Consider the following 18,448-nt stretch of genomic DNA (forward strand, 5'->3'; position numbering starts at 1 on the left):
TGGGTGGGTTGTGAAAAAAATACTGCACGTGGCTGAAACGATTAAAGGTGGCGTCGCGACGGTGATCCGCACGATTTCGGCGTCCCCGGAAGACGAGCAAGCCAACTACGAGCTGGTGTATCTGGTGCCGCTGGATCAGGAAAAGGAACTGCACGGCATCGCTCCGCAGCAGATCCGCACCTTCGAGCGAACCGGGCGCAATGTGCCGTCATTGCTGCGTTTCGCCAGACGACTGATACAAGTGATGCTCAAGGAAAAACCCGACGTCGTGCACCTGCACAGCACGTTTTCCGGGGTGATCGGCCGTTGCGTGTGCGTGCTTCTGCGGCCGTGGCGCAAACCGAAAATCGTCTACTGCCCGCATGCCTTTTCGTTCCTGATGGAAAGCTCGCCGATCAAGCAGAAAGTCTATGCGTGGATCGAGCGTGTGTTGCAGAAGGTCACTGACACGATCATTTGCGTCAGTCAGTACGAATTGGACAAAGCCGCAGCATTCGGTATAGAGCGCAAGCGCATGCGGCTGATCTACAACGGCATTCATCCCAAGGATGACGAGCGCAAAGCCGAGAATCTCCAGCCGATTCATTTGCTCTTCGTCGGTCGGCTCGATTATCAGAAAGGCTTTGACGTGCTGCTCAAGGCCTACGCCAGGACCGGGCGCAACGACCTGAAACTGACAGTGGTCGGCAGTGCGGTCAACGAGGCGACGGTCGAATGCCCGCCAATGGACGGCGTTCAATACCTGCCATGGGTCACGCCGGCCGAGGTCAACGCGCTGTATCAACAGGCCGACGCGCTGATTGTCCCGAGTCGCTGGGAAGGTTTTGCCATGGTGCCGCTTGAAGGCATGGCGCTGGGCTTGCCGGTGATTGCCAGCGACTGCACGTCGCTGCCGGAACTGGTCACCCACGGGGTGTCGGGCTACGTGTTCCCCACCGGTGACCACCAGGCGCTGGCCGATCGCCTGAAGCAGATCCAGAAACCCGCGTTGTCAGCCCTGGGCATCGAAGGCCGGCGCATCGTCCGCGAGCGCTTCAGCGCCGCGTTGATGATCCGCCAGACCTACGACGTGTATTCCGCTCCCTCTTATTAAGTAGAACTTCGCTCATGAACGTAACGATTTTGCATGGCTACAGTGCCTCCAATTCCGGTGATGGTCTGCTGGTCGATCTGGCCATCGCGCTGGTGCAGCGCAACTTTGGCGAAGACACCGCGATAAGCGTCGTCGCTTCCGATCCGGATTCCTTCAAATACCTGCCGCACCCGCGCTTCGATGCGCCGGTCATGGCAGCCAAGGGCCTGGGCCGGGTCAAGCAGGCCGTATTCCTCAATCAGTCCTACGCCGGGCTGGCGGATCTGTTGAAGAAAACCGATCTGATCGTCGGCGTCGGTGGCGGCTACATGCGCTCCAAAAGTGCCTTCGAGCACATCAAGCTGAAACTGGGCCACGCCAAGCAACTGGAAACAGCGATCCTCAGCAAAGTGCCGTCGGTGTACCTGCCGCAAAGCATCGGGCCGTTCCACGGCGACAGCGACAGGATCGTCGGCCACTACGCCAGCGCCGACGCGGTGTTCGTGCGCGATAACCGCTCCTCGGCGCTGTTCGATGCCTGCGAAAATGTCTACCGCGCACCGGACCTCGCGGTGCAGGCCCTGGCCGGCAAAATCCTGCAGCAACCCAAGTTCACCCGCTGCGCCCCGACGCCGGCCACGGTGTGTGTGGTGCTGCGTAAACCACCGGCATGGAGCAAGGAAAAGAAGCTCGCCTACGTGGCCAACCTGAAGGTGCTGCTGCAGCGTTTGAAGAACAAAAGCAAAGTGGTCTGTGCGGTGCAGAGCGCTGTGCGGGGTAACGATGACGGCGCGTTCTATCGCGAACTGGGCATCACCGAAGACCTGCTGTCGTTGAAGGCCACGATTGCCAAATATCAACCGGACCTGGTGATTTCCGTACGTCTGCACGGGGCGATCGAATCGCTGCTCTCCGGGGTGCCGGCGTACCACATCAGCTACGAGCGCAAAGGCTTCGGCGCCTATCAGGACATGGGCGTTGAGGACTGGGTCATCAACGGTGGCGACATCGATGTCGACACCATCATCGACACGGTCTACGCGCCGAATGCGCTATCGGATTTCGGCAAGCGCCTGACCGATACCTGCCGTGAAATCGAAGCCAAAACCGTGGCCATGGATGACATCATCAAGGGCGTCATTCGATGATATTCCGCTTGTTGCTGCGCGGCGGAGCACTGGGCGCGAAGTTCCTGCTGGTGCTCGCCATCACCCATTACCTCGGTTACGAGGCGCTGGGCTTTTACGGCGTGGTGGTCGCGGCGTCGTTGATCGCATCGAAGTTCTACAGCGTCGGTTTCAGTTCCGAGATCAATCGGCTGATCAGTGTCGGCGGCAGTTCGAAGCCTGTGGTCGACAAGGTTCTGCTGCTGTATCTGGCCGTGGGATTGCTGTTGTCGGTGCTGACGGTGCTGATCTATTCACTGTTCCAGCAGGTCGAGGCGACGGCAGCGTTAATCGCCTGTGTGACGCTGGTGTTATTGACCGAGCACCTGTCGTTCGAGATCAACTCGTTCGTGTTTTCCGCGCAGAAAGCTACACCGGGTGCCTTGCTGTTTTTCATCAAAAGCGGTCTCTGGGCTCTGTTGGCCGTAGGTGGAATGATGCTCGGGTGGGTCTCGGGCATTGCCAGCGTGTTGTGGCTTTGGGTCATCGCCAACGTGTTGGTGATCGTTGTCGGTTACTTGATTGTGGTGAACGTTCATCACGGGCGTGAGGAAGGGGGGCTCGCGACGTCGACCGTGTGGAGGGCAGGTTTGCCGTTTTACCTGGGCACGGGTCTGGTTGCGCTCAGTCAATGTGTCGAGCGCTTTCTGATCGTCGACCTCGAACCTTACGCCAGTCTCGGTAAGTATGTGTACGCCTGGTCGGCGGCCAATACGCTGCAGGCGTTGTCCTACGCGGTGGTGGCAGTGGTCGGAATACCGGTGCTCGCCAAGCGTTTTCAAGGTGATCAGCAAGCGTTCACGGTCAGGCACTTGTTTATCAACAAATGGGTCATGCGTTCGCTGCTCGTATCAGCCTCAGTCGCGGCAGGGATTTATCTGTTTTTCAACTTCGTGCTCGATTACGTCGCGACATCGGTGCCACGCCCGGACAACGGAGTCCTCGGTGTGCTGATCTTTTCCTTCGCTCTGCGCGCCATTGGCGACATCGTCTGGGGTGGTTTGATCGCTTCGAAAAACAGCCGGGTGTCGCTTGCCAGCGCGGTCATATGCTTGCTGGTGTCGGTGCCGGTCAGTTACGTGTTGATCAAGCATTATTCGATTTACGGAGCGGCCTGGGGCAGTGTCTTCGGGATCACCGTGCAGCTCGGTGTGATTGCGCTGCTGACTCGCGCCACGCGCGCGAAAAAGGCTGTCGTGTCATGGGCCTGAAACTGCCGTGCATCGAGTTTCGCGGCAGGAAACTCGATTCGTCGCTGTCATTCCTGATCCTGTTCACCGGCCTGTTTCTGTCGGTGGCCATGCCGCTGCTGATCCCCCGCGATCCCGGCCCGGATGCGATGACGTTGTGGTCGTCCTATGCCCGGGCCGACAACTGTAATTTCTGGAACCCGTTCTCGCCGGATCGCTCGTCCTACGAATGTTCGGCGTTCCTGCTGCGGCCCACCGGGATCAACCTGACCAACGCCTGGGCCTACGGGATGTTCTGCAATTTCTTCCTCACGGCGATTCCCGTGGTGGTGTTCCGGCGCATGCCTTTGGCGATCTTCGGGACCCTGTGTCTGTGGGGCGTGGTGCGTTCGTTCTTCCTGGAAAACCTGACCAAGGAAATCATCGTGTCGGTGGCGGTGCTGAGCATTCTGTTCAGCTCGCTGACACGCAAATATCGCGGCGGGTTTTTCCTGTCGGCGTTGATCTACGGCGTGTTGATCCGGCCCTACTGGATCCTGTTTTCGCTGTCCTGGGTCGGCGTCTGCATGATGAAGAAGTACGTGTCGCGCATGACCTTCTTCCTGATGCTATTCCTGTTCTATCTGGCGGTGGCCATGGCGATCCAGTTGGCGCTGGGCTTTCCGGTGTCGTCGATTCGCGCCAGCAACAACGAACTGCGCACGGCGGGCGAGGAGGGTTCCAAGTCGCTGATCGTCTCGTGGCTCAGCGGCAGCGACTTTGTCTCGCAGGCCCTGGACTCGATGATTATCTTCTTCCGCCTGTCGTTCCCCGTGGAGCTGATCCTGCTGTCCGGGCCGGGCCAGGTGATCTTCGTGGCGCTGATGATCATGACCGCGCTGCTGCTGTTCAAAGTCATCACCTCGACCGATTACAAGGGCGCGCCGATCCAGACCAAACCCAAGGAACTGATCGCGATTCCCCTGGCGTTTCTGCTGGTTCAAGGCTTGTTCGAACCGGACTTCGGCTCCTTCGCCCGACACTTCTCGATGGTGGTGCCGGTGTTGTTCGTGGGCCTGGGGTTGATGCTGCGGGCGAACAAACCGGTGCGGGTCGAATCAAGAATTCTGAATTGAGGCGGGTGCTTTATGTCGAGCAAGAAAAAGTCCCTGGAGATCGAAACCCTGCGCGGCCTGGCGTGCCTGCTGTTGGTGCTCTATCACGTGATCGGTCCGTTGGGCGGCGGTTTGAAGATCGATATCGGCTCGCCGTTCCGGGTGATCGCCGATTCGATGGTGTACGTGCGCATGCCGCTGTTCACCTTTATCTCGGGTTACATCTATTCCATCTACAAGATTCGCGGCAATGACTTTTCGGCGTTCTTCACCGGCAAGGTGCGGCGGCTGATCGTGCCGCTGTTTTGCGTGGGCGTGCCGTTCTCGGTGTTGCAGGCAGTGGGGCCGGGCGTGAACAAGGACGTCGGTGTGATCGATGCGCTGTTGTCGTTCTATGTGCCGGTGAACCACTTCTGGTTCCTGCAGGCGGTGTTCATCATTTTCATGTTTGTCGGCCTGCTGGAATGGCGTGGTTGGCTGCGCTCGGCGACACGTCTGTACCTGCTGTTCGCGTTTTCCGCCGCAGTGTTTCTGTTGCCGCCGTTCAAGTTCGATGCGTTCGGCATCAACGGTGCGACCTATCTGTTGCCGTTCTTTGTGGCGGGGATGATCGGCCAGGAAAATGTCAGTGCGTTGAAGCAACGGTTCAAAGTCGTCGGCCCATTGGTGTTTGTGCTGATCTCCCTGACGCTGTTGTACATCGCTTCGTTGGATCGCGAGCTGATCATCGATCGCCGCAGCCTGATCGGCCTGACGGTGGGTTGCGTGTCCTGCTTCGCGCTGCTGTCGAGTGACATGCGCTCGAAGGCGCTGACCTGGCTCGGTGGTTACTCTTACGCGATTTTCCTGTTTCATGTGTTGTTCGCCGCCACCTCGCGCTCGGTGCTCGGGCGTCTGGGCATCAAGGACGAAAGCGTGCTGGTGTTCTGCGGCGTGGCTTGCGGGTTGCTCGGACCGGTGTTGCTGTCGACGATCTTCAGCCGGTTCAACTTCACTTCGGTGCTGTTTCTGGGCGAGCGTGCGGCGACGAAAAAACCGGCGGGGAATGTCTCCCCGGTGCCGGTTTCGGCTAAAGGAAGTGCCTGATGGTTGCAGTGGAGGACGCAGCGCCGGTCGCGGCGTCGGTGGTTGAAGTCGGTGACGCCCGCGAGCGTTTTGCCCAGTGGCGTGAAGGCAAGGCCGGGAAGGTGTTGTCGGTCTCGGTGATCGGCGACAGCTACAGCGCCGGGCAGGATTTCTATCTGAACAAACTGGTGCAGCGGCTGGTCGGCGATGTCGGTTTCGCCGGCCCCGGTTACGTCGGTTTCAATCATGGCGCAGCGCTGGGTGGCAGCCATTTCAAGTACACCCGCAGCAGTGAAAAATACTTCGGCGGCGACTGGAAGGTATCGAACCTCGGTGTGGCCAGTCCTGACAGTCGTACCGTGACCGGAAGTCCCGATGCATGGCTGCAGGTCGATGCGCATCCGAGCGAAGCGATAAACACGGCTGTCACCCAGGCGAAGTTACTTTATCTGGGCAACGGCGAATCCAGTGAACTGCGTTATCGCTGGTCGCCCTCGGCGGACTGGCAACCGCTGAATCTCACCGGCGCGGGCGTTCAGGAAGTCCCGTTGTCAGGTACATCCGCCGCGACGGACTGGTCCTTCAGGCTGGAAGTGATGAAGGGCGCGCCAACCCTGTTCGGCCTGTGGATGAGCAACGAGCAGGCCGGTTTGCGCGTGTCGAAACTGGCGGCGTCGGGTGCGGCGTCCGGCGATTTCTATCATGCCGATGGTCAATGGCAGGCCCAGTGGAAAGCGGTGGTGTCGAAGATTCCTGCGGACATCTACCTGGTCATGCTCGGCGGCAACGATCAGGGTTTCGGCGTGAAACCGGAACAGTACCTGAAGAACGTTCAGGGCCTGGTCGGGATGATCCGCGAGATTCAGCCGGCAGCGAGCGTCAACCTGATCATGCGCCAGGACACCACGCGTTCCAGCGCCTATCCAATGTCGGCCTACGCGCAGGTGCTCGAACCCTGGGCCCGCGAGCAGCATCTGGGCTACGCCAATCTGCAATGCGCGTTCGGTACGGACGTCAAACGTTATGCGGCGGCGATGATTGGCCCGGACAAGATACATCCGGTGCCGGCCACGGGAGGGAAGGTGATTGCCGATTACTTCTATCGGATGATCGTCGGCGGCAACCACGGGACTTCCTGCGGCGCCGCCTCGGAATAGGGGCTCAGCCCTTGTCGAAGCTGTCCACGTGATCCAGAAGCTCTGCGGTCTTCTGCGGCATCAACTGCGTCACGCAACGGGTTTCCACATTGATGATGATCGCCGGCTCGTTGCAGCAGAGGCGCACGCGGAATCGCCAGTCGCCGAGAATCACCTTCAGGCCGTCGCGGTCATCGACCTCCAGCGCCTGCTCGCCATAGATCCGTTTCAGATGGGCGAGCAGGGGATAGGGATCGCGCATCGTCCGGCGAATGTCGCCGGACGATGGAAACACGCCGATCCGCTCCACCAGCAGGATAGTCCCGAGCCAGGATTCGTTGGCGCTGGGCAACGGCTGATGACGAGACAACCAGCTCATCACCCCGAGGTTGTCCACCTCCCGTTCAATGTCTGTCGAATGTTGTGCGATGTTCATGGTTGCCTCGCCGGATATGGGTGGGGCGCTTTTCAGCGGCCCTTCAGGTAGACGTTGTCGTAGCAGAAGTTGGTCGCCTGCAGGTAACCCTCGGCGTCACCGCAGTCGAAGCGCAGGCCCTTGAACTTGTAGGCCAGCACACAACCGTTCTGCGCCTGTTTCATCAGGGCGTCGGTGATCTGGATTTCCCCGCCCTTGCCGGGCTCGGTGTCGGCGATCAGGTCGAAGATGTCGGGCGTCAGAATGTAGCGGCCGATGATCGCCAGGTTCGACGGAGCGTCCTGCGGCGCCGGTTTTTCCACCATGTGGTTGACCCGGTAGATGCCCTCGGAAATTGCCTCGCCGGCGATCACGCCGTACTTGTGGGTCTGGTCGCGGGGGACTTCCTGGATGGCGACGATCGAGCAGCGGAATTTCTTGTAGAGCTCGATCATCTGGGTGAGCACGCCGTCACCTTCCAGGTTCAGGCACAGGTCGTCGGCCAGCACCACGGCGAAGGGCTCGTCGCCGATCAGCGGGCGACCGCTGAGGATCGCGTGGCCCAGACCTTTCATTTCCACCTGACGGGTGTAGGAGAAGGTGCAGGTGTCGATCAGTTCGCGAGTGCCGGCCAGGAACTTCTCTTTCTCGGTGCCGCGAATCTGGTGTTCGAGTTCGTAGCTGATGTCGAAGTGGTCTTCCAGTGCGCGCTTGCCCCGACCGGTGACGATCGCCATGTGCTGCAGGCCGGCGTCCCGTGCTTCTTCAACGGCGTATTCGATCAACGGCTTGTTGACGATCGGCAGCATCTCTTTCGGCATGGCTTTGGTGGCCGGCAAGAAACGCGTGCCGTAGCCGGCAGCGGGGAACAAACATTTACGAATCATAGAAGTTTCCTGGACATTCATGGCATACAGCCATCGGTTACATTGCAATAAGGAAAAGTTGCAAGTTGATGAAGCTGTACTTTAATACCTGAGTCAGGTTGTGAGTGACAACGTTAGCTTAGTGTAAAAGAGGGTAATGTTATTAGATGTCGGCTTGATAAATAACAGTTATTTTTAGTCGGTATCTGTTGATAGTGGTGAAAGTGCGGGAGTGCTAATAAGTACCGGGCAATACAGTTTGGCCTTTAAAAATATTTCTGGCCAGCAATGGAACTGTTTTTGTTTTGGGTTGTTGTCGCCCTGTTTATGTGAAGCAAGGCACACATTAAACAAGTTGGGCTTGACACGCTAGTTGGCACTTTTCCCACTATGGACCGCGCTATGAAGATTCTGGTAACAGGTGGCGCCGGGTATATCGGCTCGCACACCACACTCGCATTGCTTGAAGCAGGTTATGAAGTTGTCGTTCTGGATAATCTTTGCAACAGCAGCGACGCGGCACTGCACGCCGTGGAAGGCATTTGCGGCAAAAGTGCGCTGATGATTCGCGGCGATGTGTGCGACCGGGCGTTGCTGGACCGGATATTCCAGCAGCATTCAATTGACGCCGTCCTGCATTTTGCCGGGCTTAAAGCGGTCGGCGAGAGCGTGCGCAAGCCGCTCGAGTATTACGAAACCAACGTCAGCGGCAGCATCACGCTGTGCCAGGCGATGGCGGCGGCGGGGGTCTTCCGGCTGGTGTTCAGCTCTTCGGCCACTGTTTACGGCGAGCCTGAGCAGATGCCGATCCGCGAGGATTTTCCTACCGGCATTCCGACCAATCCCTACGGCCAATCCAAGCTGATCGTCGAAAACGTGCTGCGCGACCTGAGCCAGGCCGAGCCGCGCTGGAGTATCGCGCTGCTGCGTTACTTCAACCCGATCGGCGCCCATGACAGCGGCCATATGGGCGAAGACCCGAGCGGCATCCCCAATAACTTGCTGCCGTACATCAGCCAGGTCGCAGTCGGCAGCCTGCAGGAGTTGTCGGTCTTCGGCGACGATTACCCCACGGCGGACGGCACCGGCGTGCGCGATTACATCCACGTCGTCGATCTGGCGGACGGGCACCTGAAGGCCTTGCAGGCCATCGACGGGCGCACCGGCATTCATACCTGGAACCTCGGCACCGGCGACGGTTACAGCGTGATGCAAGTGCTGCGAGCCTTCGAACAGGCGTGCGGCAAGCCAGTGCCGTTTCGGGTGATGCCACGGCGTTCGGGGGATATTGCCGAGAGTTGGGCCGACGCTTCCAAGGCGGAAAAAGAACTGGGCTGGAAAGCCACACGCAACTTGCAGGATATGGTTACCGATACCTGGCGCTGGCAATCGAATCATCCCAACGGCTATCTGGAATGATGGCCTTTTAGTCCAATGTTATTTTCGGTCAGGTTGTTAGATATCGTCGGGAAATTACACTGGCAATGCCTTTTGCAAGTCCGTAGATATAAACCTGCCGTTCGACTTTTATCAGTTGCGTAGGACTGTGAAAGAACAACGGATCTTGTTCGCGCTCTTTGCGACTTGAACTCTACCACCTCTAACGGAACACCCGATGTAACGGTGCAATGTTAGAAAGGAGTTGATATGAAAAAAGTGATGGCGATTGCCTTGTTGACGATGTTGAGCAACTGGGCATCCGCAGCTGAAGCGCCGCTTACTGCGGTAACCAATGTATCGGGCAGTGTCGCGGCTTCTACAGCGCCTGCTGCCAGTACTGCAATGGTTGCCAGTGCCGTAGCGGCGTCCAACAGTGGTGGAAGTGCCAACGGCGGTACAACGGGTACCACCGGTACCACGGGTACAACCGGCACGCACAACTAACTGAAGTAACTGTTGGTGCAGTACAAGGTCGCCCGACGAAAGTCGGGTGACTTTGTTTTGGATTCGCCCTTGAATAGCGTAGTGCCATTATGACTCGTAGTTTTTCTCTTTTAATGCTGGCAAGTCTCGCTCTGCAAGGTTGCATGTTTTCCCCCGGTCAACACCTGAGCACCTTTGGCATCACTCGCCAGGGCGCCAGTGAAAGCAGCCGGGTCGAGTTGATTCCGATCACCCCCAAGCTGATCTCCATGAACCGCGCCACGCAAAAGCGTGAGTCGGTGCCCACGGAATTGCTGGCGACGCCGGCCGAGTACCGCATCGGCAACAACGACGTGCTGTACATCACCGTGTGGGATCACCCCGAGCTGACCGCGCCGTCGGGCGCGCAGCAGCAGATCGATGCCAACGGCCGTCTGGTGCGCTCCGACGGCACGCTGTATTACCCGTACATCAAGGAAGTCCAGGCCGCCGGCCGGACCATCCAGCAACTGCGCGACGACATCGAACAACGGCTGTCGGCGTTCATCGCCGAACCGCAAGTGGACGTCGCCGTGTTGCGTTTCGCCAGCCAGAAAGTCGTGGTCACCGGCGCGGTCGCCAAGGCTGGCCCGCAAGCGATTTCCACCAACCCGCTGAGCGTGGTTGAAGCCCTCGGTTCGGCGGGCATCGACACCAACAATGCCGACTTGTCCGGGTTGTTGCTGACGCGCAACGGGCGGGTCTATCCGCTGAATCTGGATACCCTCAATCAACAGGATTCCGAGTTGCAGAACGTCTACCTCCAGGGTGGCGACAAACTGTATCTGCCATACAACGACAACAAGCGCATCTACGTGATGGGCGAGGTCAACCAGCCGCGCGCCCTGAGCTTCAAGACGGCGACCATGAACCTGTCCGACGTGCTCGGTTCGGTCGGCGGCCTGAGCCAGACCACCGCCAACGGCAACGCCGTGTACGTCATTCGCGGGGTGGAAAACCTCGATGTCGAGCCGGCAAAAATCTATCAACTGGAAGCCGAGTCGCCGACTGCCATGGTCCTCGCCACACACTTCGAAGTGCGCCCACAGGATGTCGTTTATGTAGGGCCTGCCAACGTGACTCGCTGGAACCGTCTGATCAGCCAGTTGGTGCCTTCGGCATCGATTGTCGGCACCGGCGCTTCCGCTGCGAAGAACTGGAGCGAATTCACCAACAACAGCAAATAAGGCCCGCCGACTTTGAAAACCTTGAATGTTGGCGTCTGCCTGATGGCGGCCTTGTTGCTGTGTGGCTGTAATCCGCTGATGGTTGCGTCGGTGACCAACCTCAAGTCGGCGGTCGTCGGCCCGGATGATATCGACGTGACGCCGGCCCAGGTGGCCGAGGTCAATTATCCGCAACTCAAACTCACCACGCCGTCCGGTTCCGGTGTGCTGGCGCTGGTGCGCAAGCGCGATGACCTGCAGTTCTGGGTGGCGTCCGGCAAGCAGGTCCTGCTGCTGCGTGACGGTCTCGCGGTGCGCAGCATCGGCCTGGGCGCGGAGGGCGACCTGGACGGCACGCGGCTGTCCGATGCCTCGCCGTTCAAGCGCGGCCTGCAACACGTTGCGGATGGCCAGACCAGCCAGCGCTGGATCGATCTCTACAAGGGCCAGGAAGTCGGGCTGATCGTCAACAGCCGCTTCACCCGCAAATCCACGGAAACCCTGAAGATTCTGAACAAGGAATACGCCGTGCTGCGTGTCGATGAACGTATCGACGTCCCGGCCATCGGCCTGCGGGCGACCAACCGTTATTGGGTCGATCCGGTGGACGGTTTCATTGTGCAGAGCGAACAGCAACTGACCTCGCAACTGCGAGTGAAGATCGTGCAGCTGACCCCAGATCGCAGGCATCTGCCATGAAGCGCTTGAGGGGTCTGTCGGCGGGTTTGATGTTGCTCGCCGGCGCAAGTCAGGCGGCGGTCACCGTCAGCGGCGATGTCGCCAACCCCGGGCCGGTGACGTTGCCGCCGGGCGGCCGATTGACCGATGTGATCAGCGAGGCCGTGCCTAACGCCGAGGGTTACTGGCTGGCCGGTGTGCTGCTGCGTCAGTCGCTGCTGGAAGAGCAGACCCGGCTCAAGGTCGGCGTGCTGTTCGACCTGGACGTGTTGCAGCGCATGGCCGATCTGTTCGACCGACCGAGCCGCAAAGCCCTCGCGGTGCGCATGGCCGAAGACGTGCAGAAGATGCCGGTCACCGGGCGCCAGATCGCGGACCTGGACCCGGTGGCGCTGGAAGTCGGCTTCGCCCGCAACATTCGTCTGGATGACGGCGATCGCCTGATCTACCCGCAGCGGGTCGATGAAGTGGAAGTGCTGGGCGCGGTCGCCGGGACCTGCCGTCTGCCTTATCAGCCGTTGCTCGAGGCCCGTGAATACCTGAGCGGTTGCGTGCTGCTGGAGGACGATGCCGACGCCGATTACCTGTGGCTGATCCAGCCCAACGGTGTTTCGCGGCGCGTCGGCATTGCCCACTGGAATCGTGAGAGCGGGCAGTTTCCCGTTGCCGGCAGCAAGATTCTGGTGCCGTTGAAGAACGATGATCTGGATCCGCCTATCCCTGAACTGAATCAGCAGTTGGCCGAATTTATTGCCACGCAGTTGGCTGAGGTGGTTCGTTGAATTTGCGTTTTGCAGCTGTGTTGTTATTGCCGTGCGGCCTGGTCCATGCCGAGCCGCGTATTACCCAGGGCGATTTTGGTGGCACCGGGCTGTTGCAGACGCCCACCGCGCGCATGTCCCCGGCCGGCGAGTTGAGCGTCAACGCCAACCGCACCGAGCCCTACAGCCGCTACAGCGTTTCGTTGCAGCCGCTGGACTGGCTCGAAGGCTCGTTTCGCTACACCGCCATCACCAACCGTCCGTACGGCCCGGAATCAATGAGCGGCAACCAGAGCTACAAGGACAAGGCGGTCGACGTCAAAGTCCGGCTCTGGGAGGAAACCCACTGGGCGCCCGACGTTTCTCTGGGCTTCCGAGACGTCGGCGGTACGGGTTTGTTCGCCAGTGAATTCCTGGTGGCCAGCAAACGCTACGACAACCTGGATTTCAGTGCCGGCATCGCCTGGGGCTACATCGGTAATCGCGGTGACATCGACAACCCGTTCGGCTATCTCGATGATCGCTTCAAGACTCGCCCGGCCCTGGAAGGCACGGGTGACGTAAACGCCGGTTCGTATTTTCGCGGCCAGCCGTCGTTTTTCGGTGGTGTGAGTTACCAGACCCCTTGGGATCGCCTGAGCCTGAAACTCGAATACGAAGGCAACGATTACAAGCGCGAACCCAAGGACAACGTGATCAAGCAGGACTCGCCGATCAACCTTGGCGCGGTGTTCAAGGTGACCGACTCCCTCGATGTGAGCGCCGCGTGGGAGCGGGGCAACACGGCGATGTTCGGCGTCACCTTCCACACCAATTTCGTCAGCCGCAAGGCCCCGGCCAAGACCTTCGATCCAACGCCGGAGCCGCTGCCGGCGAAGGCCCCGACTACGTCGATGGATCAGGTTGACTGGGCCAACGTATCGCAACGTCTGCAACAGAATGCCGGCTACCGGGTCGAGCGTATTGCCCAGCGTGATTCCGAGTTGATCGTTTATGGCGAGCAACAGCGCTACTTCCATTCCTCCAAAGCGGTGGGGCGTGCGAGCCGGGTTTTGGACAACAGCGTCAACGACGACATCGACTGGTTCACCCTGGTGAACAAGCGCTACGACCTGCCGCTGGAAGAAACCAGCGTGCCGCGCCAGACCTTCCGCGAAGTGATCAACAACGAGGAGCCGTTGCAAACGTTGCACCGCACCACCGAGGTCAACCCGGCGATGCCGCACAACGAGAAGACGCTCTACACCCAGCCGCTGCAGCACTTCAGTTATGGCGCCGGCCTGGGCTTCAAGCAGAACGTTGGTGGCCCGGATGGCTTGCTCTATCAATTCAGTGCCGACCTCGACGCCGAATTCCGCTTCAACCGCAACACCTGGTGGAGCGGGATGCTCAGCCAGAACCTGGCGAACAACTTCGACAAGTTCAAATACGACGCACCCAGCGGCTTGCCGCGCGTGCGTACGGATTTGCGTCAGTACCTGACCACGTCCGACACCACCATGCCGCTGTTTCAGGTCAGCCACGCCGAGCAGTTGGACAAAGACTTGTACGGTATGGTCTACGGCGGTTATCTGGAGTCGATGTTTGCCGGGGTCGGGGGCGAGGTGCTGTTCCGTCCGACCGGCGAGCGCTGGGCGATCGGTGCCGACCTGAACTACGTGCGTCAGCGTGAATTCGATCAGGGTTTCGGCCTGCGTGATTATTCGGTGCTGACCGGCCATATCACTGGTTACACGGATCTGCCTTACGAAACACTGGCGGCGGTCAGCGTCGGGCGTTATCTGGCGGGTGACTTTGGCGGCACGCTGGATATCTCCCGGGAGTTTTCCAACGGTGTGCGCTTCGGTGCCTGGGCGACCATCACCACGGCTGGCAGTACGGAATACGGCGAAGGTAGTTTCGACAAGGGCATCTATCTGTCGATTCCGTTCGACGAGATGATGAGCATGTCGACCATGCGCCGGGCCAACCTGGTCTGGGCGCCGCTGACCCGTGACGGTGGCGCGAGGCTCAGCCGCAGCTTCCAGCTGCACTCGATGACCGATAGCCGTGAAGACGACATGTTCTATCGCAACTTCGGGAAGATTACCGAGTAAGTCCGGGATACCGGGAAGCCAAAATGGGAGCCTGTTGGCTCCCATTCTGGTTTGTGGTGGATGGCCGTCTTGATTCATCCAGCACTACCGACGGAACGGACGTGTTCCGGGTGAGGAGATTGGCAAGTCCGAGCCCGTTGCTGAACGACCCGACGCTTTCGCGGGCTTGCCCGCGAAAGCGTCTGGCCTGTCGACATCCATATTGACTGACTCACCGAAATCGCCAGCCAATCCAGCCCCCAAATCCCGCCCACAAAAAAGGGGACTTTCGTCCCCTTGCGGTGTTGCTTTCCGAGCGCTGCGTCTCAGTAAATATCCTTCGACAACAGGGTAAACGGTGTCTTCACCAGGATCTTCACATCCAGCCACAGCGACCAGTTGTTGATGTACTTGAGGTCGATCTCGACACGCTTCTCCATCTTGTCGAGAGTGTCGGTCTCACCACGGCAGCCGCTGATCTGCGCCAGGCCAGTGATGCCCGGTTTGATTCGGTGACGCGCCATGTAGGCGAGGATCTTGCCCGAGTAGTAGTTGTTGTGCGCCACGGCGTGCGGACGTGGTCCAACGAGTGCCATGTGACCTTGCAGTACGTTGAACAGTTGTGGCAGTTCATCCAACGAAGTGCGACGGATAAAGCGCCCGACAGCGGTGATGCGCGAATCGTTGCGGCTGGCCTGCTTGACGTCACGGTCATCGTGGACGCGCATCGAGCGGAACTTCCAGACCTGAATCACCTTGCCGTTCCAGCCATGGCGATCCTGCTTGAAGAACACCGGGCCCGGCGAGCTGAGCTTCACCGCCAGCGAGATCAGCAGCAGCACCGGGCTCAACAGGATGATCGCCAGCAGCGCGACGCTTTTCTCCATCAGGCTCTTGCTCAGGGCGGCGGTCGGGCGGCTGGTCAGCGGGCTTTCATTGAGGTAAATCGCCGGCAGGCCGTCCACGACTTTTACCGAGTGGTTGAGCAGCGTCAGGCTGTTCAGGTCCGGCACCCAGACCACGTCGACGTTGGCATCCAGCAGATCGACATACATCGCTTCGATCTTCGCCGCTTCGGACAGCGACAGCGTGATGTACAGGCGACGGATATCGTGGCGTTTGATCAGCTCCAGGAGGTTTTCCTGATCGCCGACGACCCGTGGTGCGTCCGCGTCCAGAGCGGGCAGGGTGCCGTTGCTGACCAGACCTACCAGCGGCAGGTTTTCGTGTTCGCTGAGTTTCTTCGCCAGGCCCAGAGCCAGTTCGCCGGTGCCGACGATCAGGGTCTTGTGCTCGCTTTTGCGTGAACGCTGGTAGTACTTCGAAAACGCATGCAGCGGCGCATACAGCAGCGCCTGACCGAGGAAACCGTACACCGCCCAATCAAGGATCACCTGACGGGAAAACAGCTCATCGGCCTTGCAGATGAACGCAATGAAGGTCAGCCCGGCCATAGTCATCGACCAGCCCATGAACAAGCGGCCTAGACCGGTCAGGTAGTTATCGCGCTTTCGGTAGGCGCCGCTGAACGTGTAGGCCGGAACCGAAGCCAACACGGCCAGCATGGTGCACATCCGGTAATAGAACTCGACCGTTCCCGTGTGCTGCTCAGCCAATACAAATAACAGTGAAACAATAAAGCACTGTGCCAGCGCCCATTGGCCCCAGAAGGTAAGTCCCTTGAGGCCGGTGTTTCGGTTGATACGTAGAGTGAGATCCATATGCGATATCCCCAAAAGACTTCCATTCAGGTTTCGACAGTTGAAATCCGAGTTGTTAAGCAGAGTTGTTTTTGTTTTAGGTGCCCATGTTCTGAGGTAACAACATCGGTATGCCGAACTGTCGTCAATCAATAGACTAAGTTATTGGGGGAGAAGCTGTCTGACGAGTTCTAACAAGATGGCACAGTGCCAATCAATTGATGGGGGAATAATCGAACGTTAGAAAAGGTCAAAGGGTAAAGGGTGAACAAACAATAATGTGTTTGCTATCGTAGGAAGGGTGAGGAGGGAAGCATTACCGAAAAGGAGACTCAAACAAGCAAAGTGCGTTTTTATTTTTGTTGTTGCACTTGCTTCGATTTCTGGATGTGGAGGCTGTGCTTAGGCAACAACTTCCTGGATCAGGCAATAACCACGATTGCGCACGGCACGAAACAGTCGTTCACCATTGCTGGCACTTTTGAACTTGTCTTGAAGACGGCTCAGACACATTTCCAGTCCGCGATACTGTTCCGGTTCCCGGCCGATGCTGAGGATCAGTTCGTCACGACTTACGACACGCTCTTCGTGGTGCAGCATTTTTCTGACCAGTGCGGTTTCAAGGCCGGTGAGACTGATCTCGACACCTTCCTTGACCAGTGCGCCCTGGTCATTGTCCAGATGCCAGGCCTGTGTGCAGGGAGCATTGCCTTCAAGGGAGCCGGTGTCTTCTATTGCCGGCGTGTTCTGGAGTGAGTTTACCGATTGTGCCGCCAGCCATTCGGACTCGAGGGTGGCCAATATGCGCTGTGTATCATGTTCAATACTGCGAGCGACGCTTTTCCTTGTGCCGCGTGGGTAAGTGAACTCCATGAGCGTGGGAGTGGAAGAGGGCGAAGCAACACCTTCAACAAACATTTGTGCCTGGGACGTACCGAACGAATTGAAACGCTCACTGGAAAGAATGCTCTCAAGTTCACGTTGCGACGCGGAGTTATTGGTCACGACAACAAAATATTTTCGTGGGAGGGTTGTACTGGTTTCCATGTCTCTCTCCTGAATAACGCACCAAATTTGGCTAAAAGGTAATCGGCAGACGAGTTATAACGCGCTCGGAAATAATCGACAGGCAGGGTCTGGGCCCGAATATGGCCCGCGACAAGTTCCACTGGGTCTGCTTTTAGAGTAATGATTTATTGTTATGTTTAAGTGTTGCAGCGCTCATTCAATTGACAGCTTTTTATTAGGCAGGTGTTGCGATTAAAGCGATGAGACTTTAGATTGTTGTAGCGTTGCATCAGACGTTCCCTCGTATGCTGCAAATGGTGATTTCCCTGACTCAGGCGGTCGAGATCAACCCCCTCATCAGACGGTAGCCATACCCGCGAATGCTCTGTATGGCGTTCGTACCGTACACGTCCTTGATTTTCCCACGCAAGCGGCTGATGGATTTTTCCAGTGCGCGCGGGTCATAGAAATGCGTGTTGAGCCCCATGATGCCGGCGATTTCGTCGTGGCTGAGAATGTGATTGCTGGTTTGCGAAAACGCTTCCAGGATCTTCATCTCGGCAAAGGAAATGTCCAGTTTCTTGCTGGTGTCGGAGAGGCAGATACGGGTCGGGTCCAGTATCAGATCAATGTCACGCAGCCATTCTTCACTGCTGAAGAACTCATTCAGCAACTCGCCGTCCTCATCGGAAAGGGTATTGAGCTTGATACAGAAGTCTGCCCCGGCAAGATGGTATTTGATCTTGTTGTGGGCGCCGCGACCGGTAATCACCGCACAAATGATCGGCTTCAAGTTCTCGGTGCGCAGGTTCTCCACCAGCGCCAGATTGTCTTCCAGCGCTTGCGGAGTATCGATGACGATGAAAATGGCGCGATAGGCGCCGTGATATTCGTTTGGCTGATATGAACTAGTGAAAGAGTCGGCTTCCAGCGCCAGACCGGTCTGCACATGTTTGGCGATTAGCGCTCTGAAGTGTTCGGCCACAGCACGGGTACGCGCCAGGGCAAGAACACCTGGCGCGTCGTTTGTCTGGTGCGAGCTTCTAGTCGCTAAGTTCCCTGTAAGCATCATGCCTTGACTCGAAAAAGTGCGGACATCGGGATGTTAAAGCACCGGTTCTCATCTGTGACTGACAATTGGTAACATTCGCGCG

The 18,448-nt window shown here is 58.4% G+C and carries 17 protein-coding genes; 12 read left to right on the forward strand and 5 right to left on the reverse strand.

The features are described 5' to 3' along the window. Window positions 1–10 precede the first annotated feature (10 nt). Genes ACKLNA_RS00355 through ACKLNA_RS00380 form a run of 6 tightly spaced genes read left to right on the forward strand, consistent with a single transcriptional unit; the run spans window position 11 to window position 6,744 of the window. Window positions 11–1,093, forward strand: coding sequence for a glycosyltransferase (locus ACKLNA_RS00355; protein ID WP_408984490.1), 1,083 nt, complete (start codon window positions 11–13; stop codon window positions 1,091–1,093). 14 nt (window positions 1,094–1,107) lie between these two features. Next, window positions 1,108–2,220, forward strand: coding sequence for a polysaccharide pyruvyl transferase family protein (locus ACKLNA_RS00360; protein WP_408984491.1), 1,113 nt, complete (start codon window positions 1,108–1,110; stop codon window positions 2,218–2,220). Continuing rightward, a complete protein-coding gene (locus tag ACKLNA_RS00365; protein ID WP_408984492.1) occupies window positions 2,217–3,449 on the forward strand; it encodes a polysaccharide biosynthesis C-terminal domain-containing protein in 1,233 nt (410 codons plus the stop codon). Before ACKLNA_RS00360 ends, ACKLNA_RS00365 begins: the two co-directional genes overlap by 4 nt. Further along, on the forward strand, window positions 3,440–4,543 hold the full coding sequence (locus ACKLNA_RS00370; protein WP_408984493.1) for a hypothetical protein: 1,104 nt from the start codon (window positions 3,440–3,442) through the stop codon (window positions 4,541–4,543). Before ACKLNA_RS00365 ends, ACKLNA_RS00370 begins: the two co-directional genes overlap by 10 nt. Before the next feature lie 12 nt (window positions 4,544–4,555). Continuing rightward, window positions 4,556–5,608 carry an acyltransferase family protein gene (locus ACKLNA_RS00375; RefSeq protein ID WP_408984494.1) on the forward strand — a complete coding sequence of 351 codons (1,053 nt, stop codon included), beginning with the start codon at window positions 4,556–4,558 and terminating at the stop codon, window positions 5,606–5,608. Continuing rightward, window positions 5,608–6,744, forward strand: a complete 1,137-nt coding sequence (locus tag ACKLNA_RS00380; protein WP_408984495.1) for an SGNH/GDSL hydrolase family protein — start codon at window positions 5,608–5,610, stop codon at window positions 6,742–6,744. The genes ACKLNA_RS00375 and ACKLNA_RS00380 overlap by 1 nt, the downstream gene beginning before the upstream one ends. Window positions 6,745–6,748: 4 nt before the next feature. Here ACKLNA_RS00380 and ACKLNA_RS00385 read toward each other — a convergent pair whose 3' ends face one another. Together ACKLNA_RS00385 and galU are read right to left on the reverse strand one after the other, a co-directional pair. Beyond that, window positions 6,749–7,159, reverse strand: coding sequence for a mannose-1-phosphate guanylyltransferase (locus ACKLNA_RS00385; RefSeq protein ID WP_408984496.1), 411 nt, complete (start codon window positions 7,157–7,159; stop codon window positions 6,749–6,751). A gap of 32 nt (window positions 7,160–7,191) precedes the next feature. Then, entirely contained in the window at window positions 7,192–8,025 is an 834-nt protein-coding gene (galU, locus tag ACKLNA_RS00390) for a UTP--glucose-1-phosphate uridylyltransferase GalU (protein WP_007951629.1), read from the reverse strand. A 381-nt stretch (window positions 8,026–8,406) separates the two neighbouring features. Here galU and galE point away from each other — a divergent pair, with 381 nt between their 5' ends. The 6 genes from galE (at window position 8,407) to ACKLNA_RS00420 (ending at window position 14,607) form a co-directional block, all read left to right on the forward strand. Further along, window positions 8,407–9,423, forward strand: coding sequence for a UDP-glucose 4-epimerase GalE (galE, locus tag ACKLNA_RS00395; protein WP_114884346.1), 1,017 nt, complete (start codon window positions 8,407–8,409; stop codon window positions 9,421–9,423). A 228-nt stretch (window positions 9,424–9,651) separates the two neighbouring features. Continuing rightward, complete coding sequence (locus tag ACKLNA_RS00400; RefSeq protein WP_003226528.1) at window positions 9,652–9,888, forward strand: hypothetical protein; 237 nt, start codon at window positions 9,652–9,654, stop codon at window positions 9,886–9,888. A gap of 89 nt (window positions 9,889–9,977) precedes the next feature. Further along, window positions 9,978–11,093 (forward strand): polysaccharide export protein, encoded by a 1,116-nt coding sequence (locus ACKLNA_RS00405; RefSeq protein ID WP_114884344.1) that lies wholly within the window; start codon window positions 9,978–9,980, stop codon window positions 11,091–11,093. 12 nt (window positions 11,094–11,105) lie between these two features. Next, window positions 11,106–11,771: a YjbF family lipoprotein gene (locus ACKLNA_RS00410; protein WP_408984497.1), complete on the forward strand. Its 666-nt coding sequence runs from the start codon at window positions 11,106–11,108 to the stop codon at window positions 11,769–11,771. Continuing rightward, window positions 11,768–12,532 (forward strand): capsule biosynthesis GfcC family protein, encoded by a 765-nt coding sequence (locus tag ACKLNA_RS00415; protein ID WP_408984498.1) that lies wholly within the window; start codon window positions 11,768–11,770, stop codon window positions 12,530–12,532. The genes ACKLNA_RS00410 and ACKLNA_RS00415 overlap by 4 nt, the downstream gene beginning before the upstream one ends. Beyond that, window positions 12,529–14,607: a YjbH domain-containing protein gene (locus ACKLNA_RS00420; RefSeq protein ID WP_408984499.1), complete on the forward strand. Its 2,079-nt coding sequence runs from the start codon at window positions 12,529–12,531 to the stop codon at window positions 14,605–14,607. Before ACKLNA_RS00415 ends, ACKLNA_RS00420 begins: the two co-directional genes overlap by 4 nt. Before the next feature lie 305 nt (window positions 14,608–14,912). Here ACKLNA_RS00420 and ACKLNA_RS00425 read toward each other — a convergent pair whose 3' ends face one another. The 3 genes from ACKLNA_RS00425 to ACKLNA_RS00435 form a co-directional block, all read right to left on the reverse strand. Next, a complete protein-coding gene (locus ACKLNA_RS00425; RefSeq protein ID WP_408984500.1) occupies window positions 14,913–16,307 on the reverse strand; it encodes an undecaprenyl-phosphate glucose phosphotransferase in 1,395 nt (464 codons plus the stop codon). A gap of 381 nt (window positions 16,308–16,688) precedes the next feature. Beyond that, entirely contained in the window at window positions 16,689–17,333 is a 645-nt protein-coding gene (locus tag ACKLNA_RS00430) for a transcriptional regulator (RefSeq protein WP_408984501.1), read from the reverse strand. Window positions 17,334–17,625: 292 nt separating this feature from the next. Next, the gene (locus ACKLNA_RS00435; RefSeq protein WP_408984502.1) at window positions 17,626–18,366 is read right to left on the reverse strand and encodes a winged helix-turn-helix domain-containing protein; all 741 of its coding nucleotides are present in this window, start codon (window positions 18,364–18,366) and stop codon (window positions 17,626–17,628) included. Window positions 18,367–18,448 lie beyond the last annotated feature (82 nt).

Source organism: Pseudomonas sp. UV AK001 (genome assembly GCF_046097675.1).
Classification (GTDB): Bacteria; Pseudomonadota; Gammaproteobacteria; order Pseudomonadales; family Pseudomonadaceae; genus Aquipseudomonas; species Aquipseudomonas kribbensis.

Excerpts from the sequence above, each read along its gene's own strand:
- ACKLNA_RS00360 (WP_408984491.1), top strand. The coding sequence starts at position 1,108 with ATGAACGTAACGATTTTGCATGGCTACAGTGCCTCCAATTCCGGTGAT.
- ACKLNA_RS00405 (WP_114884344.1), top strand. The coding sequence starts at position 9,978 with ATGACTCGTAGTTTTTCTCTTTTAATGCTGGCAAGTCTCGCTCTGCAA.
- ACKLNA_RS00400 (WP_003226528.1), top strand. The coding sequence starts at position 9,652 with ATGAAAAAAGTGATGGCGATTGCCTTGTTGACGATGTTGAGCAACTGG.
- ACKLNA_RS00375 (WP_408984494.1), top strand. The coding sequence starts at position 4,556 with ATGTCGAGCAAGAAAAAGTCCCTGGAGATCGAAACCCTGCGCGGCCTG.
- galU (WP_007951629.1), bottom strand. The coding sequence starts at position 8,025 with ATGATTCGTAAATGTTTGTTCCCCGCTGCCGGCTACGGCACGCGTTTC.
- ACKLNA_RS00380 (WP_408984495.1), top strand. The coding sequence starts at position 5,608 with ATGGTTGCAGTGGAGGACGCAGCGCCGGTCGCGGCGTCGGTGGTTGAA.
- ACKLNA_RS00370 (WP_408984493.1), top strand. The coding sequence starts at position 3,440 with ATGGGCCTGAAACTGCCGTGCATCGAGTTTCGCGGCAGGAAACTCGAT.
- ACKLNA_RS00425 (WP_408984500.1), bottom strand. The coding sequence starts at position 16,307 with ATGGATCTCACTCTACGTATCAACCGAAACACCGGCCTCAAGGGACTT.
- ACKLNA_RS00365 (WP_408984492.1), top strand. The coding sequence starts at position 2,217 with ATGATATTCCGCTTGTTGCTGCGCGGCGGAGCACTGGGCGCGAAGTTC.
- ACKLNA_RS00430 (WP_408984501.1), bottom strand. The coding sequence starts at position 17,333 with ATGGAAACCAGTACAACCCTCCCACGAAAATATTTTGTTGTCGTGACC.
- galE (WP_114884346.1), top strand. The coding sequence starts at position 8,407 with ATGAAGATTCTGGTAACAGGTGGCGCCGGGTATATCGGCTCGCACACC.
- ACKLNA_RS00435 (WP_408984502.1), bottom strand. The coding sequence starts at position 18,366 with ATGATGCTTACAGGGAACTTAGCGACTAGAAGCTCGCACCAGACAAAC.
- ACKLNA_RS00415 (WP_408984498.1), top strand. The coding sequence starts at position 11,768 with ATGAAGCGCTTGAGGGGTCTGTCGGCGGGTTTGATGTTGCTCGCCGGC.
- ACKLNA_RS00385 (WP_408984496.1), bottom strand. The coding sequence starts at position 7,159 with ATGAACATCGCACAACATTCGACAGACATTGAACGGGAGGTGGACAAC.